The sequence below is a fragment of the Streptomyces sp. NPDC002306 genome, from assembly GCF_053593435.1.
Genome location: NZ_JBSFCK010000053.1, coordinates 1 through 23702, shown reverse-complemented (window position 1 = coordinate 23702; position 23702 = coordinate 1). Strand labels below are relative to the sequence as shown.

The 23702-nt window shown below is 66.2% G+C and carries 21 protein-coding genes; 11 read left to right on the top strand and 10 right to left on the bottom strand.

Features of this window, described 5'->3' with window-relative positions; translation table 11 throughout:
- The first annotated feature begins 64 nt into the window (after positions 1–64).
- The 4 genes from ACWCQK_RS38165 (at position 65) to ACWCQK_RS38150 (ending at position 3335) form a co-directional block, all read left to right on the top strand.
- Positions 65–862, top strand: a complete 798-nt coding sequence (locus ACWCQK_RS38165; protein ID WP_451163242.1) for a hypothetical protein — start codon at positions 65–67, stop codon at positions 860–862.
- A 435-nt stretch (positions 863–1297) separates the two neighbouring features.
- On the top strand, positions 1298–1459 hold the full coding sequence (locus ACWCQK_RS38160) for a transposase (protein WP_451163240.1): 162 nt from the start codon (positions 1298–1300) through the stop codon (positions 1457–1459).
- Between the two features lie 382 nt (positions 1460–1841).
- Positions 1842–2009, top strand: a complete 168-nt coding sequence (locus ACWCQK_RS38155) for a hypothetical protein (RefSeq protein WP_451163238.1) — start codon at positions 1842–1844, stop codon at positions 2007–2009.
- The gene (locus tag ACWCQK_RS38150; protein ID WP_451163236.1) at positions 2010–3335 is read left to right on the top strand and encodes a transposase; all 1326 of its coding nucleotides are present in this window, start codon (positions 2010–2012) and stop codon (positions 3333–3335) included.
- A 236-nt stretch (positions 3336–3571) separates the two neighbouring features.
- Here the strand turns inward: ACWCQK_RS38150 and ACWCQK_RS38145 are convergent, their stop codons facing one another.
- From ACWCQK_RS38145 to ACWCQK_RS38110, 8 genes are all read right to left on the bottom strand, one after another.
- Complete coding sequence (locus tag ACWCQK_RS38145; RefSeq protein ID WP_451163234.1) at positions 3572–5908, bottom strand: FtsX-like permease family protein; 2337 nt, start codon at positions 5906–5908, stop codon at positions 3572–3574.
- The gene (locus ACWCQK_RS38140; RefSeq protein ID WP_451163232.1) at positions 5905–6600 is read right to left on the bottom strand and encodes an ABC transporter ATP-binding protein; all 696 of its coding nucleotides are present in this window, start codon (positions 6598–6600) and stop codon (positions 5905–5907) included. Before ACWCQK_RS38140 ends, ACWCQK_RS38145 begins: the two co-directional genes overlap by 4 nt.
- A complete protein-coding gene (locus ACWCQK_RS38135; RefSeq protein WP_451163230.1) occupies positions 6597–7121 on the bottom strand; it encodes a PadR family transcriptional regulator in 525 nt (174 codons plus the stop codon). Before ACWCQK_RS38135 ends, ACWCQK_RS38140 begins: the two co-directional genes overlap by 4 nt.
- A 336-nt stretch (positions 7122–7457) precedes the next feature.
- Positions 7458–8111 carry a polysaccharide deacetylase family protein gene (locus ACWCQK_RS38130; protein WP_451163228.1) on the bottom strand — a complete coding sequence of 218 codons (654 nt, stop codon included), beginning with the start codon at positions 8109–8111 and terminating at the stop codon, positions 7458–7460.
- Positions 8112–8323: 212 nt separating this feature from the next.
- Positions 8324–8767 carry a hypothetical protein gene (locus ACWCQK_RS38125; RefSeq protein ID WP_451163226.1) on the bottom strand — a complete coding sequence of 148 codons (444 nt, stop codon included), beginning with the start codon at positions 8765–8767 and terminating at the stop codon, positions 8324–8326.
- 134 nt (positions 8768–8901) lie between these two features.
- Positions 8902–10821 (bottom strand): hypothetical protein, encoded by a 1920-nt coding sequence (locus ACWCQK_RS38120; RefSeq protein ID WP_451163224.1) that lies wholly within the window; start codon positions 10819–10821, stop codon positions 8902–8904.
- A gap of 385 nt (positions 10822–11206) precedes the next feature.
- Positions 11207–11338: a hypothetical protein gene (locus ACWCQK_RS38115; protein WP_451163222.1), complete on the bottom strand. Its 132-nt coding sequence runs from the start codon at positions 11336–11338 to the stop codon at positions 11207–11209.
- Between the two features lie 96 nt (positions 11339–11434).
- A complete protein-coding gene (locus ACWCQK_RS38110; protein WP_451163220.1) occupies positions 11435–11926 on the bottom strand; it encodes a hypothetical protein in 492 nt (163 codons plus the stop codon).
- 514 nt (positions 11927–12440) lie between these two features.
- On the opposite strand from ACWCQK_RS38110, the gene ACWCQK_RS38105 reads away from it, so the two are divergent.
- From ACWCQK_RS38105 to ACWCQK_RS38095, 3 genes are all read left to right on the top strand, one after another.
- Complete coding sequence (locus ACWCQK_RS38105) at positions 12441–12989, top strand: hypothetical protein (RefSeq protein WP_451163218.1); 549 nt, start codon at positions 12441–12443, stop codon at positions 12987–12989.
- 61 nt (positions 12990–13050) lie between these two features.
- Positions 13051–13584, top strand: a complete 534-nt coding sequence (locus ACWCQK_RS38100) for an NYN domain-containing protein (protein WP_451163216.1) — start codon at positions 13051–13053, stop codon at positions 13582–13584.
- The gene (locus tag ACWCQK_RS38095) at positions 13581–15698 is read left to right on the top strand and encodes an N-6 DNA methylase (RefSeq protein ID WP_451163214.1); all 2118 of its coding nucleotides are present in this window, start codon (positions 13581–13583) and stop codon (positions 15696–15698) included. The genes ACWCQK_RS38100 and ACWCQK_RS38095 overlap by 4 nt, the downstream gene beginning before the upstream one ends.
- A 132-nt stretch (positions 15699–15830) precedes the next feature.
- Here the strand turns inward: ACWCQK_RS38095 and ACWCQK_RS38090 are convergent, their stop codons facing one another.
- Positions 15831–16016 carry a transposase gene (locus tag ACWCQK_RS38090; protein ID WP_451163212.1) on the bottom strand — a complete coding sequence of 62 codons (186 nt, stop codon included), beginning with the start codon at positions 16014–16016 and terminating at the stop codon, positions 15831–15833.
- 552 nt (positions 16017–16568) lie between these two features.
- Here ACWCQK_RS38090 and ACWCQK_RS38085 point away from each other — a divergent pair.
- Positions 16569–17642: a hypothetical protein gene (locus ACWCQK_RS38085; protein ID WP_451163210.1), complete on the top strand. Its 1074-nt coding sequence runs from the start codon at positions 16569–16571 to the stop codon at positions 17640–17642.
- A 710-nt stretch (positions 17643–18352) separates the two neighbouring features.
- On the opposite strand, the gene ACWCQK_RS38080 is transcribed toward ACWCQK_RS38085, so the two are convergent.
- Complete coding sequence (locus ACWCQK_RS38080) at positions 18353–19384, bottom strand: hypothetical protein (RefSeq protein ID WP_451163209.1); 1032 nt, start codon at positions 19382–19384, stop codon at positions 18353–18355.
- Between the two features lie 516 nt (positions 19385–19900).
- On the opposite strand from ACWCQK_RS38080, the gene istA reads away from it, so the two are divergent.
- The 3 genes from istA to ACWCQK_RS38065 form a co-directional block, all read left to right on the top strand.
- On the top strand, positions 19901–21157 hold the full coding sequence (gene istA / locus ACWCQK_RS38075) for an IS21 family transposase (protein WP_451163207.1): 1257 nt from the start codon (positions 19901–19903) through the stop codon (positions 21155–21157).
- Positions 21157–21999 (top strand): IS21-like element helper ATPase IstB, encoded by an 843-nt coding sequence (istB, locus tag ACWCQK_RS38070; protein ID WP_451163205.1) that lies wholly within the window; start codon positions 21157–21159, stop codon positions 21997–21999. Before istA ends, istB begins: the two co-directional genes overlap by 1 nt.
- A gap of 538 nt (positions 22000–22537) precedes the next feature.
- Positions 22538–23702, top strand: a 1165-nt coding sequence (locus ACWCQK_RS38065; RefSeq protein WP_451163203.1) for a DDE-type integrase/transposase/recombinase, incomplete at its 3' end; no start/stop codon positions are given.

Sequence of the window (23702 nt, the reverse complement as noted above, 5' to 3'; positions counted from 1 at the left end):
TCGCCTGTCTCAATGCTGCCCGCCCCACTGTTTCACTGATCCCTTTTGAGTGATAGGAGTCGTCATGCCCGAATACGCTGCACGAGAGAGTGCTGCTGCCGAAACTCCCGTTCCGGCCCTGTTGTCCGACCGCAGACGCCGAGCCAGGCGATGGACCCCGGTCGTCATCGCGGCCACAGTAGTGCTCGCCGCCGGCGCGATCGCTGCCTTCCACCCGCTCCCCCACACCACAAGGCCCACTACCGCAGGCTCAGCCCGGGTACTGCCCACCGACCAGGCTCAGCGCGAGCTGACCTCCTGCGTTGAGGCAATCTCCACCGGAGACATCGAGGCTTCCGGGTTCCCCCGCCCTCCGAAGCTCACCGATCCGGTCCGCTCCTATCGTCCGGCCATCGCAGTTTCCGGCTTACGCCACACGACGGACCGCGAAGCATCGACCTGGATTGTCGGCACGAGCCCTCACAAGCAGCTGGTGGCCTGCTTCATCCCGAACCCGGACGCCCGCCTGTCCTCCGGCCGACAAGCCTGGCCCTCCCCGGCAGACAAATACCAGCCCGCGCGCCCTGTGACTGCCGAATACAGCCACGGAACCATGTTCCCAGCGGGGGAAAGCGACACCCACGCGGTCTACGGCGAAGTCCAGATCGGCCGGTACACCGCCGACGTCGCACGCGTGACCATCCAGTACCCCGGCCAGAAGGAACACGACGCCCGAACTACGGCAGGCGTCTGGTTCACTCACACCGAGCTGGTACAAGCCGAACCTGACATTCCAGAGAGCTGGCCTGCTCCCCAGGCCGTCGTCCGGGGATACAACACACAGGGCAAGGTCGTGTACGACTCCTCCAAACACCAGAAGTGAACGCGGCGACACTGCCGATCCCACAGCAAAAGCCACCGACAGCCTCTCCGTAGTGACACTCCTGACTTCCTGGTGCCGCCCTGTTCCGGGGTCTCGACTCTGTCGGGGATCTTGGTGTTCGCCTGCCGGTGATCATGGTGGGCCGGCAGTCTCGCGGGCGTATGTGGCCCGTGAGACTGCCGGAGTGCGAGATGTCGGTGTGTCCCCGTCCAGGTGCCGAGGTCCCGGCGCTGACCGCGCGAATGGCGCGTGCCAGCAACCCGGCCGGGACGACAGCAATGTGGGTGCGCGACCGTCTCGGTCTGTGGAGGGACGAGGACTTCGTCGACTGGTACCCACGCGACGGGCATCCCGGGCTTTCGCCCGCCCAGCTGGCCACGGTGAGCGTGCTGCAGTTCCTGCTCGGGCTCGCCGACCGCGACGCCGCCGAGGCGCGTGCGCTGCCGCCTCGACTTCAAGTACACGCTCGGCCTCGATCTTTACGACCCGGGCTTCCACCACAGCGTGCTCACCGACTTCCACGACCGCCTGCTCGAGGAGGGCCGGACCGATCGGCTTCTCATTTCGATGGCAGCCTCGACGAGCGGAGTCTTGTAGTTGTCGTCCATCGCCCAGCCGGCTACGGCCAAGCGAATCAGACACATGTGATACTTCCCCAGCCCTGCCTCTCGTGCTGCTGCGGTGAGATCTCCGAAGGCCAGCAGGCCGGCCCGTAGCCGCAGGAACGAACACGACGCTCACCGCGGGCACCGGCGTCGTCCCGTCAGGTCGCGGCCCACTCCAGCCCGAGCGCGGCGAGGACCGCGAGCCTGGCGGCGGGGTGAGCTTGGCGCGGCGGGTCTTGGTGTTGAACAGGAACACGGCGAGCTTCACCAGGTGCTCCTCGTCGCCCACCACCACCGCTTCCTCATGACCTCTTGAGCACCGTCACCGAGCCCGTGCGCGCCTTGTACTTGTACTGCGCGAGGGGCCCCCGCCCATGCCCCGCTCAAAGGCCCCTGAAACGCCCGTGGACGCCTTTCCGGGCGTCTCCTACTCCGGCGCGTGGCAGGGCGACGATGCCGATCGTTTCCAGGCGCTCGCGTTGGCCGTCCATCAAGCCCTGCCCCCCAAAAGCGTGCTGTCGATTGCGTTGAAGCCGTCGTAGGTGGTCTCGCCGCTGGGCAAGCAGGAGGAGCCTACGAGCCTGGTCGCGCTGAAGGCGGAGATCGAGCGCCGCTGGGGCACCATCGACCTGATCGACATCCTCAAGGAGGCCGAGTTCGCCACCGGCTTCACGTCCGAGTTCACCTCGGTGGCCACCAGGGAGGCGGTCCCGAAGGCGGTGCTGCGGCGCCGGCTGCTGCTGGTGCTGTTCGCGCTGGGCACGAACATGGGGATCAAGCGGGTCGCGGTCACCGGCAAGCACGGCGAGAGCGAGGCCGTCCTGCGCCGGGTGCGGCACCTGTTCGTCAACCGGACCAACCTGCGCGCGGCGCTGGTGCGGCTGGTCAACGCCACCTTTGCCGCCCGCGACCAGGCGTGGTGGGGCGAGGGCACCGCCTGCGCAAGCGACTCCAAGAAGTTCGGCTCCTGGTCCTCGAACTGCATGACCGAGTGGCACCAGCAGTACCGCGGCCCCGGCGTGATGATCTACTGGCACGTCGAGAAGAAGTCGCTGTGCGTCTACAGCCAGCTCAAGTCGTGCTTGGCCTCCGAGGTCGCCGCGATGATCGAGGGCGTGCTGCGGCACTGCACGGACGTGGAGATCGACCGGCAGTACACGGACACGCACGGCGCCTCCACCGTCGGGTTCGCCTTCTCCCACATGCTCGGCTTCAACCTGCTCCCGAGGCTGAAGAACGTTGGCTCGGCACGGCTGTACCGGCCGGCAGCCGGAGAGGGCGGGAAGTGGCCGCACCTGGCGCCGGTGTTGTCGACCAAGACGATCGACTGGGACCTGATCCGCCAGCAGTACGACCAGATCGTGAAGTACACCACCGCCTTGCACCTGGGCACCGCCGAGGCCGAGCAGGTCCTGCGGCGCTTCACCCGCGGCGGGCCGAAGCATCCGACGTACCGGGCGATCGAGGAACTCGGGCGGGCGGTACGTACCGCGTTCATCTGCGACTACCTCGCCGACGCCAGCCTGCGGCGCGAGATCAACGACGGGCTCCAGGTCGTGGAGAACTGGAACTCCGCCAACCACGACCTGTTCTACGGCAAGGACGGCGACCTGACCGGCTCCGACAAGGAGTCCCAGGAGGTCTCCATGCTCGCCCTTCACCCGCTCCAGTCCGCGCTGGTGCACGTCAACACGCTGCTCCTCCAGGACATTCTGGGCGAGGAAGAGTGGCAGAAGCGGCTCACCGACGCCGACCGGCGGGCCCTGTCCCCGCTGTTCTGGACCCACGTCAACCCCTACGGCCGGTTCGAGATAGATATGGGCAACCGGCTCGAACTCGGTCCGCTTGGGAGCAGAGCAGGCCGCTGACCTGTCGCTGGCGACGGGAATCGGACAGTGAGGTGGATCTTTGTGATCGTCCACAAAGAGTTCCGTCCCTGCCATTCTGCTCTGGCTTTCTGCGTGATCAGCTTTGACAGGGCGCCGCCGGGAAGCAGTAGGCAAGGCAAGCGACACCGGTCAGGGCACGCGCCCTCTCCGGGGACCCAGATCCCGTGGGGAACGACGAGAGGTGACTGCTGACGCACTCGGATCGTGCCGGTGGGTCATTCCGTCCGCAGGCCGTCGGGGCGCATGAGGCGCCAGAGGGGTGGCAGGCTGAGGAGGGTTACCAGGAGGATGACGCCTGCGCCGACGCCGCTGATGGCCGCAATCGCCGGCCAGTTGACGGTGACGGGGGCGAGGCTCATCTGCAGCAGCATGGTGCCCAGTGCGAGGCCTGCCGCGGTGGACAGGAGCAGGCCGAGGGTGACCGGCAGTGCGGTCTGCCACAGGACCGACATGCCGATGGTGGTACGCCGTGTGCCGAAGGCCACCAGTGCGGACAGCAGCTTCTTGCGCTCGCGCAGCTGTTCGAGCTGGGAGACGAGCAGGCTGGCGCCGATGAGCAGCAGGACGCAGGTGGCGCCGATGAGCAGGCCGGTGTGGATCGACTGGAACTGGCTGGATCGTGCGGTCGCCTGCAGGTCGGCCGGGGTCAGGGTCGGGTCCTGTCGGGCGACTGCGGTGCGGGCCCGTTCGATGGCGTCGGGTACGGCGGGGTCGAGCTGGAGGTAGAGGGTTGCGGAGCGGGAGGCGCCCAGGTTCTGGGGTGCGGCGCTGGTGGTGGCGAGGATGCCGCTGTTCCGGGTGCCTGTGGGGTCGGGGCGGCTGGCTGCCGGGTGTGCGTCTGCGGGTAGGGTCCAGGGGACGGTTTTGTCGCCGTAGAGGCCCGCGTGCAGTTTCCGTCCCGGCCGGGCGACTTCTGCCATTCCGGTGTCGTCCTCGCCGCCGTGCAGGATGAAGGTGTCGCCGTTTTTGCAGGAGTCCAGTACAGCCACTTCGCGCAGGGCTGTGCAGCTGCCGATGGTGAGCGCGACCGAGGCGGCGTCGTGCTGTGTGTCGGTGGTGGCGTTGGTGAGGGTGAGAGGTGTTACCGCTCGGATGCCTTCGGACCGGCTGATTTCCTTCGCGAGGGTTTCGATGCGTGTGGAGGCCTGGGTGCCGGATGGTACGGAGACCATGAGCGCGGCCCGGGAAGGATCCTGTCCGGTGAAGCGGGTGTAGTTACTTTCGATGCCGGTGAACATCATCTGCAGGGCGATCGCTCCGGCGACGGCGACGGCGATGCCGCTGACCAGCCGTGCTGCTGCTGCGCTGTTGATCTGGAGCCGGCGGACGGCGAGCTGCCAGGAGACCGGTCCGCTTCCCAGGCGGGCGACGACGCTCTCGATCAGCCAGGGCAGCAGCACGGTTATCCCGGCCAGCAGCAGGACAACGCCGCCGATGACCATCCGCTGGTCGAAGTATCCGTTGTCGTTGCCCATGCCGGTCATCGGGGCCAGCAGGCCCAGTCCGGCCAGCGGGAGCAGCAGCCGCCACCAGAGCCTGCGCCGGGTGGGCCTGGCGGTGCGGACCACTCCGAGCGGCTCGATCACCACACCGCGCAAACCGAGCAGGGTCATCGCGACGGCTGCCGCCGGTACGGCGGCCGTAACCAGGGCCGTGAGCCAGGGGGTGGGGTTGAGATCGGCCGGGAACACGCTTATCCCGTCCAACTCGGCCCTGGCCGCGAAGCGGCGGGCCAGAAGGAAGAACCCGGCGCCCATCGCCAGTCCGGCCAGGGAGCCGGCGAGTGCCTCGCCAGCGGCGATCCTGCGGGCCATCTGCCCGTCGGCGCCGATCAGGCGCAGCGCGGCAAGACGGCGGTCGCGGCGTTCACCGCCGAAACGCATGGCGGTCGTGATGAAGACAGCAACCGGTGTCAGCAGGGCGGTGAAAACCAGCAGGATCAGAAGGGTGAGGACGGGATCCAGAGGCTGCGAGGGGGCACTGTTGTCGAAACCGGTGATGCGCCTAGTCTGGCTGCTGGCCTGTTCCAGGGTGCTGCTACCCGCATAGTAGGCGAGTTCGGTGGGGCCGAGCAGGCCCTCATTACCGATGAGCTGGATGGTCTTGTCGGGCAGGCGTGCGCGCAGCAGCTGGCCGTCAGCGGACTTCAGCAGTTCGCCCAGAGAGGGAGAGACGGCCATCTCCCCCGGGGCGGGGAAGCGTGTAAGGCCTGGTGGTACCGGGGCGTTAGGTCCTTCGGGCTGCAGCAGCCGGCCGTAGATCTCCTGATTATGGAAGCGGGTGTCCGCCGGGGCGATGAGCAGCGTGTTGCTGTCGGGCTGCTTCGCGGTGGGCGCCGTGTATTCGCTGCGCGCGTCCGCGCGGGCATCCCGCCCGGCAAACGCACTCGGAAGCGCCGTGGTGATAAGGAGCAGTGCGACGCCCAGGCCGACCCCGATACCGGTGAGCAGGGTGCGGATCCATCCCTCACGGCCTCCGCTGACCGAGAAGCGGATGCCCATCAGCAGGTCGCGGGCCCAGCGGGCTAAATGTCCTTGGGTGTTCCGGCTCATACGGCGCCCTCCATGCTGCGGGACTTGCCGTCACGCACGATGATCTCGCGGTCCGAGTACGCCGCGACCCGGGTCTCATGGGTGACCAGCACGACCGCGGCTCTGGTGGAGCGGGCCGCCTCGGTGAGCAGCTGCATCACCCGCTCGCCGTTGATCGAGTCCAGGGCGCCGGTCGGTTCGTCCGCGAACAGCACGCGTGGGCCGGTGACCAGTGCACGGGCCACCGCGACACGCTGGCCCTGGCCGCCGGAGACCTCACCGGGCCGCTTGGCACGGAGATCATCGACTTCCAGGCGCTCCATCCACTGCAGCGCGGTGCGCTCGGCGTCTTTGCGGCGGGTGCCGTTCAGCCGCAGCGGGAGTGCCACGTTCTCCACACAGGACAGTTCCGGCACGAGCTGGCCGAACTGGAAGATGAAGCCGAACTCGCTGCGGCGCAGGGCGCTGCGCTCGGCGTCGTTCATTGCGGACAGTGTGCGGCCGTCGTAGGTGATGGTGCCCGCGTTCGGGGTCACGATCCCGGCCAGGCAGTGCAGCAGGGTGGATTTCCCGGATCCGGAAGGGCCCATTACGGCCACCACCTCACTGGGATGGATGGAGAAGCCGGCGCCGTCGAGCGCGGCTGTGGGCCCGTATGACTTCCGCAGGTCTTCCGCCGTGAGCAGGGAACCGGCAGGGAACGTGTGGTTCATGCGGCAACCTGCTTTGCGAGCGCGTCCAGCCGGGCCGCGGTCAGCTCCAGCCAGCGAAGGTCCGCTTCTAAATGGAACAGAGCGTGATCACAGATCAGCTGGTCGGCGAGATCACCCTGGCGTTTGCGGTCGGTGAGGATCCGCATCAGCCGCAGATGCTCCGAGCGCTGCACATCCAGCAGCTCGGCAGCATCGCGGCCGGTCAGCAGGGCCAGGACGACCTTCGTGTACAGGGTCGACTGCAGATACGGCTCGGGTTTTTCCGGCGATGCGAGCCACCGGGCGACATCGGTGACACCCGCCTGGGTGATCGCGTACCGCTTCCGCTCCGGGCCGTCACCGGCCTCGACACTATCGACCTCGACCAGCCCGTTCCTGAGCAGACGCGTCATCGTCGAATAGACCTGACCGTAATGCAAGGAGCGGTCATGACCGAACTTCTCGTCGAAGACGCGTTTGAGGTCGTAACCATGGCGGGGGCCGGACTCAAGGAGGCCCAGAAGAGTGTGGCTGATTGACATACCTTCTGACTATACACACCGGCTATACACTCAGTTGATACGTTGGGTTGATTGATCGCTACGCTGAGCTCATCACGCAGCCGGAATGTTTGCATCCGCCGGTGAACCCACTCGCCTGACGCCGACCCGAAGCCGCCCTTACGCGGCGGAGAAAATATCGCCGACCTCGCGCATTGGGCCTGTTGTTGAGAAAGAACAGTACGCCCGCCTGTCCTGATAGGCTAATTTTATGGATCGGCGCCTTGATGGCAGCCGGTCATTTCCAATTCGCGAATTAATCGAAATGAAGAATCGCTGCTAATTTAGCATGGAATTCGCAACCCGTCTACTGGTTCCCTACCGGTAAATTTTCCCTGGCTCGGCTTTCGCCGGGAAGAGCAGCTGTGAGACGGTGACGAAGGTGTAACCCTGCGCGCTGAGTTCTTTCAGGATGACGGGCATTGCGGGAATAGTACCCTTATGTAAGGGGTGGAGCAGCACGATTCCGTCGCGATCAGCGCCATCGAGAATACGTTTGGCTATCAGCATGGAGTCGGCCGTCTGGTAGTCCTTCGCGGTCACCGTCCACAGGACCTGCGCCAGCCCCATCTCTCGCGAGATCTTCGAAACGCGGTCATCCGTGCGGCCCTGAGGTGGCCGCATCAGCATGGGCCTGCTGCCGGTAAGTCTAGAGATGGCTTGTCCCGTACGGGCCAGTTCGTCACGGATCTGTTCGTCGGAGATCTCGGTCAGCCGGGGATGCGTCCAGGTGTGATTCCCGATCTCATGACCGTCCCCCGCAATCCGCCGTACCACCTCCGGATACTCGCGGATGCGAGCGCCCTCCAAAAAGAACGTCGATGGTGCCCTGTACTGCTCCAGGAAATCCATCAGCCGGGCGGTGGGTTCACCCGGATTGCCGTCAAAAGTGAGCGCAATGCACTTCTTTTTCCGGCAGTCCGTCTGCCCCCCGGTCAGTGTGAAGTGCTGCTCCAGTGCCAGCGGTCGCATGCTGTTTCTCTGACAGTGCTGGCCTCTCTGGAACTTCCCTTTGACCTGGTGAATCTGCCTTCGATCCAATGGCGTTCAGTGGCATCTGGCACTGGCAGGCAGTGGCATCAGCCCAGGACAGCTCTGCAGCACTTCCTACAGGCCCCTGCTGCTACTCCGTGGGCCAGGTGCGTACCGTAGTCGACATCAACGGCTCTGAGTCTCGGGTGGTGTCAGCCGTGACGATCACGGGATGCCAGGCGCTGGCGGCGCCGGGTCTCCTGGCCGAGCCGCTTGAGCTTGCGCCGTACCCGCACTTCCATCGCTGGCTGCTGGCCGGTGTGCAACGCCGTGAGATTGTCGGCCGCGTAGCAGTCGGCGACCTTCCGTTCGGCCGGGGAGAGCCTGGCCAGGATCCGCTCCACTTCCTCGTCCATGCCTCGCAGTTCGCTGTCGGGCGCCGCGGCGTCCGACAGCAGATCCGGCCGGCCCATGGACCAGACGGTCTTCCCGCGGGTGCTGTGTTCCCACAGTTCGGTGTCCGCCGAGGTCACCTCGCGGACCGCGGCACGCAGGCGGTCCCCCAGTTCGTCCGTGCCGTACACCTCGTCGTCCCAGCCCTCCCGCAACAGCCCCTGGGCGATGCGCTCGGGGCTTCGGCTGGTCCGGCCGCCCAAGAGGAGGGCCAGGCGCTTGACGAGAAAGTCGTCGGGTCCCTGATGGGGGTGAAGTCACGACGAACGTCCCTCGCGATGTTCATCAAGACCGTCCGGCTAGCGGCTTCTGCCTTCGTCGAATCGAAACCCTCTGACTACGACGCGTCTGCGTTCGTTGCAGCTTTGGCGGCGTGCCGAGCTCTCCAGAAGCTGGCGGCATCCTGACCTGCCTTCAGCGCGGTGAACTCCTCGGACCGCTTAGCGAGTGCGGTGGCGGGCGGCGTGCCCTCGATATAGGACTCCAGCGCGAGACCGAGTGCGCAGCGGCTCAGGAATCTCGCGTACTCGCGTACGGACTCAATTACCGCGAAGCTGACGGGGTTGCCGTGTACCAGGGCGTTGCGGACCCGGTGGCGTCTGGCCTCCAGCACTGCACCTTCGGCGGTGTAGTACTCGATCAGGGAATGGTACTCGGCGTGGTTGCTCACGCTCGCGAACATCCGCATGATCCAAGCGCGTTCGGACTCAATACGGCACAGCGAGAACAGATCGCCGCAGCGGTCAGCGACGAACAGGAGCCACGGACGCGACGGATTCTTCGAGAGCCACTCGCGCATCAGCTCGCTGCGTAGTTCTTCGCGAGGTCCACCGCCGAGTAGGCACATCTCGACGGCGCGCTGCACATCGCCCAGCCACCGGGCATGCGGCCAGCGCTCGCCCAGGAGATCGAACAACACGCCGGGGGCGAGTGCTGCGTGTGCGGCGATGTGCTGCACTACGCGGTCTGCGAGGGGGATCACGCTGTTGATGTCTGCTTCGGAAGGCTTGCGCAGCGCCAGGTCGCGACTGAAAGGACGGTCGGCCGTGGTCTGCACTTCGAGCGCGGCGGCGAGGAAACGGGGAAGCTCTCCGTCGGCCAGCGCCATGGCGATGCGTGGTCCGTGTTTCTCGATCGCTCGTGCGGTGATGTCCGCACCGTAATGATCGTCGGGAAAGCCCGTCTCGCGTCCAGAGGACAGGAAACTGGACGAGCCGACCTGACCGGAGCGCAGGAGCCCGTGCTGGACAAGGTGCGGCCGGGTCCCGCCGGAGTTGTGGATCGCGACGCTGAGGATCGTGTCCACAAGGCGGACAGCACGGTTCACCGCACCGGCTGCCGTGGTTGCGCCGAGGTCGACGCGGACCAGGACGTCTACGTCGGACTCCTCGTCGACCAGCTCTGCGACCCTGAACAGGCCTTCGCCCTTCACCAGCTCCCAAAGCTCTTCCTTGTGTTCGAAGTCCTGGCGTCCGGGCTCGGCGTTGGGCACAGCCCAGTGGGCGTTCATGAACGACATCCGTCCGGCTGAGAGATGAGGGAAAGCCTCCCTGCCCAGGTAGCCGAGCCACACCACGACTGGCTCTGTCTCGGCCGGAACGCTGGCGTGAGCACGGGCTCTGGCGATCCGCTCCGTCAGCGCAAGGGCCTTCTGGCCGCGGGGAAGGACGTGAGGATCGCGGCCGTACGCGGTCAGGGAGACGAGATCGCGGAAGGTCCGCTCCGCGTCCAGGCCGCGCCGGCGCAGCTGGTCGAAGAGCAGCTCAGCTATCGGGCGGTACTCTCGGCCCTGCAGCGTGCGGTCCTGGGCCGTGGCCACGAGGTCGTCCCAGCTGGCGCGGACGGCTGCGTCCGTGTCCAGGGCTTGGAGAAGCTCCCTTGCAGCTCTGGCGGTGTCCGTCCAGACGACGTGTGTGCGGGTGCCCGGAGGTTGCGCCAGGAGGGTGCCGGGGCTGCATTCGAGCTGTGTGAAGGCGGCCTGGAAGTGTGTGAGGGATGGGGAGAGGTGTGTGTGAAGCGATGCGCCGAGCGCGCCGAGGGACTCGTCGAGGTCGTATCTCAGTGACCTCCGGTTGGCGGACTTCTTCCACGCGTCGACGCCGCTGGCAAGCTCCAGCCACTCCAGGACCTCCTCCGCGATCATGGTAAGCGGCACAACGGTGCTGACGCCGTGGCGGCGGTCGAGTGACGAGGCGAGGGACTTCAGCCAGTCGGGGTCGTCATCCGACCAGTGGCCGCTGACGTTGTAGTCGGTCATCACCTCGGGCCTGCCTCACTCATTCTTCTGGCATCGGGCCAGAAGGGCTGATCAGTCAATTTCGTCGAGAATACGGGGGTGGTCCACCGCAGACGAAGGAGTTTGTGGCGGTGCCAGCTGTGCAGCAGACCCCGCTGCTTCCACAGGGCCCGTCGACTGCGGCGTGCGCCGGGTGGGAGCGGGTGTCGGCGGCGGCCGAGGTGCTGCGCGGCGAACTGCAACGCCCGGGTGGCTTCCACCGGGCGCGGGCCCGCGGCATCGTCGAGCGGCTGACCGGGGTCACGCTCGGCGCGGCGCGGGAGACCGCCCTGGACGTGTGGGGAGCCGTCTACGGGGTGGCGTCGGGCATCCTGCACGGTGGCGCTGCCGGTCCTAGTGAGGCCGTTCAGCTGTACATCGACTCGCCGCGGCCCTGGACGACCAGGAGGCGGCCGACGGCGAGCAGCAGCTGCCAGAAGTTCAGCGGCCTGGGCGGCGCGCACTCGACCCGCGGGGTGTCGGCCCGGGGTTGCGCCAAGGGTTGCGCGAGCCCGATTCCGCGGCCTCCTGGTGCCGCAGGTCAGCCCCCGTGGTCGGGGGCTTCCACTTTCGCTGACATCCCCTCTACGTGGCCTTACTTCTCGATGACGAAGTAGATGGCCCGGTGCTCATCCACCTTCTCCAGCAGGCCACTGTCTGCCAGTCGGCGGTACACCTCTCGGATGTACTTCTCGGAGGGGTGGTAACCGGCGTCTCGCAGGGTCTGCATTCCGCGGCTCGGGTCCCAGGTTCCGCCGAGCGCGCGAACGGACTTCTCCAGAGACTCTCGCTGGGTGTTCTCAGCCTTCTGCACCTTGGCCATGTGGTTGCGGATGCTTTCAGGGGCGCCCTTGTAGTCGCAGTGGTCGCACTTCTTCCAGGCGCCCGCTTCGACGGCTGCGTCGGTGACGGGGTTGTCGGGGCCGTAGCCCTGGCTCTTGAGGAGTTCGGCGACGGAGCCGTTGTGGTGCACGGCGAGGTAGGCGGCTTCGGCGATCTTGTCGTGACCGGCGGCGAAGGTGCGTCCGTAGCCGATGGCGGACTGGCAGCCGCAGTAGCAGCGGTTGGTGGTCGCGGTGTCTGTCATGCCGTCAGGTTAGCCACCCCGGAGGACCTTAACAAGGCATGGAAACCCTTGGATTGCTAGGGTGATAGAAGGTGGGTGGCGCTCCATGCCCCACGCTGGGCGCTACATGTCGGCCCGGCCGCTGGCGGTGAATGCACGGGAGACGGACCTGCACAGAGTGAAGGGGGAGTTGGCCCCAACCGAGGGGCCGGCCACCCGAGTAGGAGGAGACTCCGTGTCTCAACCCATCAAGCCGCAGCTCGAGCCACAACCCCAGCAGCAGCCCAAGCCCTCCGCGGTCGTCGTCTGCTCCTGACCTTCGCGCGTCGCGCGGGTGACGCGCTGCTCAAGGCAGTGGCGATGAAGGCGGTATCCGCCATGCTCGCGCTCGCCGCGGGCGTCCTCCCGCACTGCACCCGCTGACTCAGGCCGCGGCGCCCGGCCGGTCTTTCCGGCCGGGCCATTCCGGGCAGGTGTCGCACAGTGCGACAGGCGCGAGAGGTGCGCTACTGGGGGTCGCCGCGATCGAACACCGGTGTCCCTTCGCGACGCGTTACTCGAGGAGGAGCCGAACCACCAGATCCAGCTCTTCGGCGTGCGGGGAGTCAGTGAGGACCTGGCGTACGGTCTGCCGGAGCCGCACATGGTTCTTCGACGCGTCCAACGCCAAGTCGTCGATCCGGGCGGTTTCCTGCACGCAGCAGGCGAGCTGCTGGTGCCGCTTGCGGATGGGGCGGCCCGCGTCCTCGAACTCTCCGCCCTGCAGCAGCCGGGCGCAGCCGAGGCTACCGAGTTCGCTCGCTGGGCCGACCCGCGTCTGTGCTGCAGCTTCTGCCCCTCCTGGTCGGTCAACCTGCGCACACGGACAGGTTCAGCCACCACACCCTCCGGCAGTCGGATCGGACGTCACGGCATAGCCAACCGCTCCGACCGCCAACCGGCGAACCAACGTGATCAGAGCACTAGCCGCAGCGGGACGGATCCCGAGTCTGACCTCACGCTATGCAAGGTTGATTGGTTCCATCCCATGCTTGCATCTTGTGAACTGACGTTGCATCTTGCGCAGGTGGGGTGTGACCTTTAGGATCGAGATGCACACACCGGGTGGCGCGAGGAGGCCGCCCTGTCTTGAGGAGGGGCAAGACATGAAGCGGCAGAACATCTCGGGCAGGACCAGGGCCCACAAGGTGCCCGATCGGACGCTCTACCTGATCGACATCGAGAACATGGCCTGTAGCTGCGACCTCACTGTCTCCCGGGTTGCCCAGGTCTGCGCTCGCATCCGCGCGGCCATCAAGCCCATGCCCGGCGACCACACGGTCATTGCAGCCAGCCATCACAACGCCTCGGCAGCCTTCTTCGGGTGGAAGGGAGGGGTGCAGCGGCTGGCGCGCAGTGGCAAGGACGGTGCCGACACTGCGCTTTTGGAGGTCGTCGAGGACACCGCTTGGATCGCCGCCCGGTATACCAAGGTGGTCATCGCCTCCGGCGATCACGCCTTCGCGTATGCCGTCGCCAGCCTCAAGGCAGCGGGGTGCGAGGTCATCGTGATTCCCCCGGACACCGGCTTCTCGCCCCAAATGCGCCTGGCCGCCGGCCCCGGCCTTGTCCGGCTCGGCCCGGCCGTGCCCGATAACGTCATTTCCCTGTTCCGTCGCAACGACAAGGACGCTGTATGAGCAGCCCCACCGCCAGTCTCACGATCTCGGCCAGTGACATCGCCCAACTGGCCGGGGTTAGGCGGTCCACGGTGAGTAACTGGCGCAGCCGTTATGAGGACTTTCCCAAGCCTGTGGCCGGGAGCGCGGCCAGTCCCCGCTTCGATGCCGCCGAGGTGCGTACGTGGCTGAAAGCCAATGGCAAGGAGATCGCTGCCCTGTCGGCAGATGCGGTTCTGTGGAGCGGCCTGGACGCCTGGCGAGGGCTGGGCTCTCCTGAGGGGCTGGGTGATACCGCCAGTGCTCTGATCACTTGGCGTTACGTCTCCGATCCTGAATCATCCGGCTTCGACGGGTCTCTGCCCGAGGAACTTCAGTGGCCCCGCATGCGGCGTCCGGAAGCTGGCGATCGTCTCGCCGAAGTCATCAGTCGGGGGATGAAGGCCTACGAGGAGTCCCATCCGGAACGAGGGCCGATCTTCACCGCGGGGTATTCTCACCGCTTGCTCTCTGCCTTGTCAGAGCAGGCAGGGCTTCTGCACCTGTTCGTCGAGACGCTGAGCTCGCTTGAGGTCTCGCAGCTGGGGGAGGCTTACGAAGCCTTCCAGGACCGTTTGACCAACACCGCTCGCCGTGGTTATGACGAGCACGCAAGCAGTGCCGTCCTGGTGGAGCTGATGGCAGCGGTTGCCTTGAGCGTGCCCGGCTCTGTTCATGACCCTGCGGCCGGATCCGGGCGCATGCTGCTTGCTGTCGGACGCAGTGGCGAAGCGCGTACCGCACTCACGGGGCAGGAGATCAACTACAGCGCCTGGGCCCAGGCGAATCAGCGTGCCCTGGTCACCGGGCATAGCAACGTAGTCATTCACCGTGGTGACGTGTTCGCAAAGGACGCTTTCGAGGGCGGAAACGCGCAGGTGGTCGTACTGGATCCCGCTCTTGGCCTCCGGTATCCACACCACGATGCCCTGTACCTGGACCAGCGCTTCCCCTACGGCATGCCGCCCAAAAGCAGCATGGACGTGGCATGGCTTCAGGTCGCCCTCTGGCATGTCGCCCCTCAGGGGCGCGCGTTCGTGTACCAGCCGCCGCACAGTCTGTTCGCTTCCGGAGCCACGGGCAAGGCACGGATCGAGATGCTGCGTCGCGGCACGATCGAAGCCGTTGTTTACCTGCCTGGAGGTCTGGCGTCGAACACCACGATTCCTCTTTCCCTGTGGGTCCTGGGCCGCCCGGGCGAGACGGCCGATCCCGACAAGGTCCTTCTGATCGACCACAGCCAGTCCAAGGACATTGACGTCCAGGCCGTCGGCGATGCACTGCGGCAGTGGCGTGAGCATCGCACTGTTCCCGAGAATCTCACCGCGGATGCGGTCTCTGTAGCTCAACTGCTCGCCGAGGACGGAAATCTCTCCCCCGCCAGGTGGTTGACCCTCACCCATGACGCACCAGACCTTGAGGAAGTCCTCAGCAAGGTCGAGGCCTGCCGTCAAGCGGTCGATCAAGTCCGGTCCGTGGGCAATCTGTCCTCAGCTTCACTGGCAGGGGGCCGGGGAGCGGTCCGTATGATCACTGTGAGTGAAATGATAAAGGCTGGCAGTGTCCGGTTGCTCAGGGCCATCGAACGGATTCAAACCAAGGACCTCGGCAGCGAGGGCACCCCGGTGGTTACCACTGCCTGGATCCGCAGTGGAGATGACTCTCAGAAGTTCGACTTGAGTCTTCTGGAGCGTGAGCCGGTCATCACCCAGCCCGGCGACATCGTCCTGCAAACCACTGGAAACCTGGCAGCTCGCGTGGACGAGGAAGGCGGAAGGGTACTGGTCAGCCCTCTCCTCTTGATCTTGCGCCCGTTGAACGACATGTTCGACCCGTACTACGTCGCCGAACTCCTGACGACGGAGCAGAACGCCGGCACAGCAGTAGGCAGCACAGTCAAACGCGTCCGAGCCGACGACCTGAAAATCCCGCTCCTGCCACGATCGGAGCAGTCCCTTCTTGTATCCCGGCTCAAAGAGGTTCGGGACCTGGAGGCCGCAGCCCACCAGGCAGTGAACGGCGCAGCGTCACTGCGTCGCAGCCTCGTCGAGGCCGTCGCCGCTGGAGCGGTGCGCATCAACTCCGAGGATTCCTGAAACCAGCCCGCAGCGCCGGTGGCGACGGCCAAGAACGCCGGATCTGTGGTCTGGAACCGAGGCTCCGGCCGGTTGCCACACGTGTCTCAGATGCGGTGAGTCGCGTGCTCAAAGCTGAGAGACACCCCGTCACTACTGATCTTTTCGTAAGTCCGGTGGGTGTGGTGGGTGGATGGTGAGTCCGGTGTGGGCGAGGAAGGGCCACGGCAGTTGTGGGTTGTGGATGCCTTGTTCGGTGGCGTCGGCGACATCGGCGAGGTGGTCGCCGGCGAGGTTGGCGAGTTCACGTTTCTTGAGCGAGGACCACAGCAGTTCCACCGGGTTCAGCTCGGGAGCGAGCGGCCATAACGTAGTAGCGCCCTGCTTTCGACAGGACGGCAGAGCATGGGCGGCCCCCACCGCGCGCCCTGGTGAGGGCCGCCCATGCCTGACCACCGGTCCGGCTGATCGCGAGCCGGGCTGTGGGGCATGGTCTGGCCGAGGCGGTGACCGCAGCCGTGGAGAGCAAGACCCCTGCGCAGTGATCGCCGCTCTCTTCGCACCGGCCGTACGACTCCCGCTCGCGGCATCCGCGCCGCGCAGGCTGACCTCCTCGACCCGCTGGCCGACCTTGCGGAGCTGAGGGCACGCGACGCGCTTGGCCGCGCCTCCGGGCCCGGACCACCTGACCATGATCCGACGGGCATCCTCAAGCGGCGGCGCCCCGGAATTGCAGCCGAGTCGAGGCACGGCGCGAACTGTCCCCCAACCAGCGCATGCCGAGACCCCAAGTTCGGTGCGCGGTTGGGGAATGCGATCGCCGCATACCTCCATCAGCAGGCCTGACGGCGTCCTCGAACCAAGATCGGGGCTGTGCATAGGATCGTCGTTGTGGCGGACAAAGTGATCGGCAAAGGACCCTTGCGTGGCTACCTCCTGGAGGAGGTGCTGGCATGGCTCCTGCGCTCCAGCGGCTTCGAGGTCCTCACCGCCGACGACGATCGGGACACGGAGCCGTGGAAGGTCCTGAAGGAAGACAAGAACGGTCTGCTGGTCCGCGGACGCGGAGCCTGGCACCAGGTCGACGCGCTCGGCCAGTTCCGCTACGTCCCACCGTTTTCCTTGCCGGTCCGCCTGTTCGTCGAGGCAAAGTACCTGACCACAACACCAGTTCAGCTGCCCACCGTGCGCAACGGCCACGGCGTGATCCACGACGTGAACGAGGCCGAGACCACCACGCTCACCGCTCCCGGGACCGGCCGGCCCCGGACGCGATACCGCTACAGCTACGCAATCTTCTCCACCTCCGGCTTCAGCCCCGCGGCACAGGACTACGCGCTGGCCCATCAGATATCCCTGGTCGACCTCTCCGCACCGGACTTCGCCGTACTGCGGGATCTCGTCAAGAATACAGCCGACACCATTCACGCAGTCCTCGAAGCGACGCCGGCGGCCCAGCGGCCGAAGATACGCGACATCCGGGCCTATCTGCGCGGCCCACTGCTGGAAATGGACCCAGGTAACGTTGAACTGGCCGACGCGATTCGCGGCCCGCTGGACTACCTGGCTCAGGCTCTGCACAGCCGGTCACAACTCGGTCTGGTCCTGGCCTTTCCCGCAGCACCGTTCGTCCTGGGGCTGGCCTCGAACGATCTTTACTCATTCGTGGACTACGCCAGAGAGCACCCCACACACGCGGTACGCCTGCGCCGCATCAACCAGCCGGCCTCACATCCCGTGTGGGAACTGCGCTCCGCGGAGCACCCGGAGGCATATGCGCTGCGGTTCGGACTGCCGGAGCGGATAGAAAAGTGGATCGTTGCGCAAGACGAAGGGATGTCCTTACGAACCCGGTACGTCAAGCGCAGCATGCTGTCGACCATGACCCTGTACTGGATGCACGGGGAGCACGCCCAGACCTTTCAACTCCGTTACGAGCCAGGCGAACTCCGACTCGACAGCTGATTACCCGGTACGACGAAGCCCCGGTGCCCGGGCCTGTCGAAGGGTGTGGTGATCGACGGAGTACGCGAGTGGTGCTCCCGCACCGCCCCTCAATCATGTCGTCCTTGCCGCTACTCAACTCACCGGTGTTCGAACCTGGTCTTCATGCGGGCATTGAAGCGCTTCTAGAGAAGTTCATCGCGTGCCTGCCGGACATGCGGTACTCGAGCGCAGTGGACATGCGAGCCGAAGTGGAGCGCTCTATGTGACGAGACGTGACGATACCCAAAGGCACGTCGCCGACCGGTCGTGCGGCCTCGCGGGTGCGCTCTCCGCGTGGTGGATCTGGGACAGCATCTGAGGTGTCGCGGAGCGGGCCGGGGGAGAGGCACGTCCTCCACGTGGAGACCGAAGGCTCTACGCCCACCGCCCCGGCCCGGTCAGCGGTTGACGGGGAGGGGTAAGCCTGCAGTGGCGCACACCTTCGCAGGGCGGGCCGCGACCGGCCATACCGCGCGGGGCAACGTTCCGGCTGCCAGGCGCGCCCCATCGAAGCACCGGGAACGCGGTGCAAGAGGAGGCCCCTACGAGATTCTCGTCTACGCCTCGGGGGTCTTCAACAGCGCCGTTTCCATGAAATCCGTGTATCCACCGGCCATTGTCTCGGTGCCAGCCAGCGTTCTTTAACCTGGGGATCTCGCAGTATTTCTCGCTGGAGCGACTGCGGCAGGTCAGGGCAGGTCGCCGAAGAGCGTGTCCTGGACCGGGGGAGCGCTGCGCGGGCGGGGGAGGGGGCGGCGCTGTTCCTTCGGTGGGGGAGGGTTTCCGGCCGCGCCGTTGGTCAGCGCGTACTGGCAGGCGGCGCGCAGGTCAGGCAGTTCCAGTTGTGCGCCCATGAGGCCGAGGAAGTCTGCGACGCTCCAGTCGATGAGGGCGCCTTGGCGGGAGAGGTACAGCCCTACGGATTTGATGGCGTAGTTGTTGTCGTAGTCGAGCAGGAGGTAGCCGGCGAGCTGGTAGAACTCGGTGCGGCCCATCCGGTCGGGGCGGGTGGTGGCTTTGCAGTCGATCAGTTGTCCGTCCAGGATGAAGTCGGCATCGGCTCCGTCGACGTCCATGCTGCCGTCGAAGACGGGCCCACAGACCCGTTGTACTGCGGGCAGTTGTCGCAGGCGGTTGAAGGGGCCGGGGTGTGCGGCCAGCGTCATCTGGCGGCGGATGTCGTCGACCACGTAAGACGGCACAGCACCGACGAGATCCTCCAATGTCGCTCCAGGCCTGCATGCCCCAAGACTGTTGCCGCGCACCCAGCCCCCGAAGCGGTAAATCGCCTCGAAGCTCGAAGCGACGTGACACAGCCGAATCAGCCCGTCCTCCTCCTTCGATTCGAGCACGAGCGGCTGGTCGTCGCTGTTTGTGTACCGGTCCAGCTCTCTCAACAGCACCAAGCCTGCGGCCTGCACCGTGCTGATGACCTCAGGACTCGGCCAGCCGGCATCCTGGATAACTGCCCGTACGATTCCGTCTTTGATCGGCTGCCCGGTGGGGGCGCCGAGGCTGATGCGCAGCCGGTGGTCGATTGTGCGGCCAAGCGTCCAGTATTCCTGGCGCTGATCTGGTCCGATCGCAGGCTTTACCGGCGCGGGATAGTGGGTCAGTCGCTTGCGGCAGTCGCGTAACAGGTCATGGGCGTTGGGTAGATGTTCGCTCAGGAACCGGGACATCGTCGATGTGGGGTCGCTGAGGGATGAGGTGAGGCTCATGACCGCATCCTGGCGCACTCAGCCAATCACCGGCTCGTGCCCGTACGCCGTACCGAACGGTAGCCGAATTTTCGCGTCATCCCCGTTTCATCGGCACCAGGCTCATTGTCAGACCCTGCCTCTACAGTGCCCGCCCTCTTCCCGGCAGCGTTTTGCCGAGCACACCGGTCACCCGGCCAGGAACCGCTCCGACCTGCGAAGGCGACCTGCCGGAAGGTCAGGCCGGCCAACTGCCTGGCGACGGATTGCGTAAGTCCTCACCGCTGCTACGCGCGTTGCACGGCAGCCCGGAACAGCGGAACAGATGACCGGAAAAATCTTGAGCTCCACCAGCTCGCTCTAAGTTCGAGCCGTGTTCGGCACGCCGACCGCGTCCGGCACACCCCGGCCCTCATGCCATGCGCCCACCCGCTCTCGACGACGGCCGAACGCTGACCCTCTGACGGCGGATCAAAAGTGACCCACTTGGTGATCTTCGTCTGACTCTGGCCTTGGTGATCAAGGTCAGGAGGGAAGGTGATCCTCGTGGAAGACTGGGCAGAGATCTGCTGGCTGCACCGGGCCGAGCAGATGCCGATCAGGGCGATCGCCCGGCATCTGGGCATCTCGAAGAACGCCGTCAAGCGGGCCCTGGCCAGCGACCGGCCGCCGCAGTACCAGCGGCCGGCCAAGGGCTCGGCCGTCGACGCGGTCGAGGTGCAGATCCGGGAACTGCTGCGGGAAACTCCGACGATGCCCGCGACGGTGATCGCCGAGCGGATCGGCTGGGAGAGAGGCATGACCATCCTCAAAGACCGGATCCGGGAACTGCGGCCTGCTTATGTCCCGGTCGATCCGGTCTCGCGCACGGTCTATCGGCCCGGTGAGCTGGCCCAGTGCGATCTGTGGTTTCCCGAGGTGGACATCCCCCTCGGTTACGGGCAGAGCGGACGCCCGCCGGTCCTGGTGATGGTGTCCGGCTACTCCCGCGTGATCGCCGCCCGGATGCTGCCCTCCCGCAGGACCGGCGATCTGATCGACGGGCACTGGAGGCTGCTGACCGAGTGGGGCGCCGTCCCCAGAACGCTGGTCTGGGACAACGAGGCAGGCGTCGGCCGCGGCCGCCCGACATCCGAGTTCGCCGCGTTCGCGGGCCTGCTCGCCACCAAGATCTACTTGTGCCGCCCCAGGGATCCGGAGGCGAAGGGACTGGTGGAACGGGCCAACGGCTATCTGGAAACCTCGTTCCTGCCGGGACGACACTTCAGCGGACCGGACGACTTCAACACCCAGCTGCAGACCTGGCTCAAGGTCGCCAACAGGCGTGTCCACCGCACTCTCGGGGCCCGCCCGGCCGACCGGTGGGAAGCGGACAGGGCCCAGATGCTCACCCTGCCTGCAGTCGACCCGCCCACCTGGTGGCGGTTCTCGGCCCGGCTGGGCCGCGACCACTATGTCCGGGTCGACACCTGCGACTACTCCGTCGATCCCGCCGCGATCGGCCATCAGGTCACCGTACTGACCGACAATGAGCAGGTCATCGTGCTTGCCTCCGGGGGCGAGATCGTTGCCCAGCATGCCCGCTGCTGGGCCCGCCATCAGACCCTCACCGATTCCGGGCATGCCGAGGCCGGACAGGCGATGCGCCAGGAAGCACGCCGTCGGCCCACCGGCCACATCCACGCCGTCGGCTCCAATTCCAGTCCACTGGTCGAGGTCGAACAACGCGAGCTGGGCTCCTACGACCGGCTGTTCACTGTCATCGAGGGCGGCGAAGGCAAGGAGGCCGGCTGATGGCCCGCACTTCCGCCACCGTCGACGCTGCCGCATCCGCCACCGGCACGGCCACGAGTCGAAGGACCGGTCAGCAGACCGCCTCCGACCTCGCCTTCCTGGCTCGTGCGATGAAGGCTCCGGCTCTTCTTGCCGCAGCTGACCGGCTCGCCGAACGAGCCCTCAAGGAGTCCTGGACCCACACCGAGTACCTGGTCGCCTGCCTCCAGCGCGAGGTCTCCGCCCGCGAATCGCACGGCGGGGAAGCAAGAGTGCGGGCCGCCCGTTTCCCCGCGATCAAGACGATCGAGGAGCTCGACGTCACCCATCTGCGTGGCATGACGCGCCAACAGCTGGCACATCTGGGCACGTTGGACTTCATAGCGGGCAAGGAGAATGCCGTCTTCCTGGGCCCGCCCGGCACCGGCAAGACACACCTGGCGATCGGCCTGGCAGTGCGGGCCTGCCAGGCCGGCCACCGCGTTGCCTTCGCCACCGCCGCCGAGTGGGTCGACAAGCTTGCCGCCGCCCATGAAGCCGGCCGCCTGTCGACCGAGCTCACCAGGCTTGGTCGCTATCCGCTGATCGTCGTGGACGAGGTCGGCTACATCCCCTTCGAAGCGGAGGCCGCGAACCTGTTCTTCCAGCTCATCTCAAACAGATACGAACGCGCATCCGTAATCGTCACCAGCAACAAGCCTTTCGGGCGCTGGGGAGAGGTCTTCGGCGACGAGACCGTGGCCGCCGCCATGATCGACCGACTGGTCCACCATGCTGAGGTCCACTCCCTCAAGGGCGACTCCTACCGCATGCGAGGACACGAACTCGGACGCGTCCCCACCGACACACCCGACAACGACTGAACCACACCCACCAACACCAACCGGGTCAGATTTCCACCGCCCAAAGTGGGTCAGAGTTCAGCCGACGCCGACACCCGCTGTGGCGTGGGACGCCCTTGCCTTCGGCCGACCATCATCCGGGGGAGCTATGGGGCACCGCCTGTTCATCCAGCTTGTCTCCTCTCACCACTCGAGGAGAGGCACTGCACGCGCCTGGCAAAGCCGCGCGCCCTCGCCGGCGCTGTGCGCACCCCGGCCAGGTCCATGCATGGCACTGGTGCAAGGGGACGGAACAGAGCCAGACAACCCCTTCTGCACCGTTCGCTGCTCTGCCGCGAAGCGACTCGTGCACCTCAACCCACCTGCAGCAAATCACTCTGACCGACGTGAAGCCGGCCAGCGTCGCCATCGAACACCCCCTACCTCGACTTGAGAGTCCAGCTGCCGTCCGCATGCCCGGCGCCTACAGAAAGACATGGTCCCTGTGGTGGTTCCTGACCCAAGTGATCACCCTGCAGCCGACGACACAATCCGACGACGGCGCGAACGTGACGAACTTATGGGTCCCGCCATCCGGGCCTTACTGGAGTTGTCGAAGCGGGGCGAGCTCACCACCGCGCATGTCCAGCTCTCCGCCCATACCCTCGGAGTGCACGTCAGAACGGTGTGGCGCAACCTGGCCCGCGCCCGGCTCGGCGAGCCCTTGCAGCGCAGCCGGGACCGCTTCGAGATCACCGACGACATCCGCGTTCTGCTGGCCTACCACCGCGGCAACGTCAAAGCCGTCCACGGTGAACTCGCCAAGGACGCCGCGAAGTCCGGCGCCACCCCGGTGGGCCTGTCCACCTTGCACCGAGCCGTCAAACGTGACCTGACGCCCGGCGACCTGGCCGGCCTACGAGCCGGGCTGCCGGCTTCCCGCAGCCATGACCCGCACCTGCGTCGCCCGCCCACGGCACGCAACGAGGAGTGGGAAGGCGACCACAAGCAAGCCCCCGTCTGGGTATGGGCTGACGGACGGCTGGTCAAACCGTGGGTGACCTGGTTCTGCGACTGCCACACCGGCATGATCATGGGCTGGGCCGTCACTCCACACTTCCCGCACCGCGGCTCCGTCCTGGCCGCTCTCAGATCCTGCATCCTGCGCGGCGACACCTACGGCCCGGCAGGAGGCCTGCCCACCAGAATCCGTATCGACCGCGGCAAGGACTTCCTGTCCCGTGCCGTCCAGGAGGCCCTCGGCGTCTTCGCCGTCCAGGTCGACGTCCTGCCCCCCTATACCCCCCATCTCAAGGGCAGCATCGAAAACCTCAACCGTGCCGCCACCAGCATGTTCTTCTCCAAGTTGCCCCGCTATACCAAGGCCCAGAAGCTCGATACCCGTCGCCGCTCGGGGGAGAAGGACCCACCCCTGACCTTCGAGGGCTTCGTCGAGCGCTTCGCGAAGTGGGTCCACGAGCGCAACACCGAACACAAGATGGCCGACTACGGCGGTCTCACTCCGCTGGAATGGTGGAACAGCGAGGACACCCCGCTCCGCGAGGTCAGCGCCGAAGACCTGCACGCCTTCCTCCTGGAAGGCGACCGTTCCACCCGCGTCATCCACGGCCATGGCATCCGCTTTAAGGGCAATGCCGTTGCTTTACGGGTCTGGGTCGGGTGGTCGGGGCCGTTTGATGCGGATGGCTTGGGTGCCGGCGTGGGTGGGTTGGGGCCAGGTGTAA

Excerpts from the sequence above, each read along its gene's own strand:
- ACWCQK_RS38165 (WP_451163242.1), top strand. The coding sequence starts at position 65 with ATGCCCGAATACGCTGCACGAGAGAGTGCTGCTGCCGAAACTCCCGTT.
- ACWCQK_RS38155 (WP_451163238.1), top strand. The coding sequence starts at position 1,842 with ATGCCCCGCTCAAAGGCCCCTGAAACGCCCGTGGACGCCTTTCCGGGC.
- ACWCQK_RS38145 (WP_451163234.1), bottom strand. The coding sequence starts at position 5,908 with ATGAGCCGGAACACCCAAGGACATTTAGCCCGCTGGGCCCGCGACCTG.
- ACWCQK_RS38140 (WP_451163232.1), bottom strand. The coding sequence starts at position 6,600 with ATGAACCACACGTTCCCTGCCGGTTCCCTGCTCACGGCGGAAGACCTG.
- ACWCQK_RS38135 (WP_451163230.1), bottom strand. The coding sequence starts at position 7,121 with ATGTCAATCAGCCACACTCTTCTGGGCCTCCTTGAGTCCGGCCCCCGC.
- ACWCQK_RS38130 (WP_451163228.1), bottom strand. The coding sequence starts at position 8,111 with ATGCGACCGCTGGCACTGGAGCAGCACTTCACACTGACCGGGGGGCAG.
- ACWCQK_RS38120 (WP_451163224.1), bottom strand. The coding sequence starts at position 10,821 with ATGACCGACTACAACGTCAGCGGCCACTGGTCGGATGACGACCCCGAC.
- ACWCQK_RS38110 (WP_451163220.1), bottom strand. The coding sequence starts at position 11,926 with ATGACAGACACCGCGACCACCAACCGCTGCTACTGCGGCTGCCAGTCC.
- ACWCQK_RS38100 (WP_451163216.1), top strand. The coding sequence starts at position 13,051 with ATGAAGCGGCAGAACATCTCGGGCAGGACCAGGGCCCACAAGGTGCCC.
- ACWCQK_RS38095 (WP_451163214.1), top strand. The coding sequence starts at position 13,581 with ATGAGCAGCCCCACCGCCAGTCTCACGATCTCGGCCAGTGACATCGCC.
- ACWCQK_RS38080 (WP_451163209.1), bottom strand. The coding sequence starts at position 19,384 with ATGAGCCTCACCTCATCCCTCAGCGACCCCACATCGACGATGTCCCGG.
- istB (WP_451163205.1), top strand. The coding sequence starts at position 21,157 with ATGGCCCGCACTTCCGCCACCGTCGACGCTGCCGCATCCGCCACCGGC.